Here is a 336-nt window from a genome sequence, read left to right as displayed (position 1 = left end):
GATCAGCATGTTCTGCAACAACGGCGGCGGCACCGAGTCCTGATCCACCGGAACCCGCACCGCCACGGCCGCCCCCCCCGAAAGGAGAACAGAAATGAAAGCGATTCTCGCCCTGCAGAATCTGACTCCTCAGAACGGCCCCGAAGAGGGGGAGACCCACATGACGTCGCAGCTCACCAGCGCGCTCAGCATGACGAACCGGTGCACATCCCAAATCGACTGACGACGAAGAACGTTCCGCGTCATCGAGAAAGCCGGAGCTGAGCCGGCCGGGGCCGGGTGGGGGTGGTACGAAACGTCCCCCCCCCCCCCCCCGTCGACCCCCCACCCCCCCCC

1 protein-coding gene is annotated in these 336 nt (G+C 66.4%); it reads left to right on the top strand.

Annotation, left to right across the window (positions count from 1 at the left end):
• The first annotated feature begins 94 nt into the window (after nt 1–94).
• On the top strand, nt 95–223 hold the full coding sequence (locus ACFCV8_RS05710; protein WP_376683976.1) for a hypothetical protein: 129 nt from the start codon (nt 95–97) through the stop codon (nt 221–223).
• Nucleotides 224–336 lie beyond the last annotated feature (113 nt).

Origin of the sequence: Streptomyces sp. NPDC056347, from assembly GCF_042262625.1 — a bacterium.
Classification (GTDB): domain Bacteria; phylum Actinomycetota; class Actinomycetes; order Streptomycetales; family Streptomycetaceae; genus Streptomyces.
Note: the sequence above shows the minus strand (reverse complement) of the source record. Positions and strands in the feature narration are given on the sequence as shown.

Coding starts and splice junctions, on each gene's coding strand:
- ACFCV8_RS05710 (WP_376683976.1), top strand. CDS start 95: ATGAAAGCGATTCTCGCCCTGCAGAATCTGACTCCTCAGAACGGCCCC.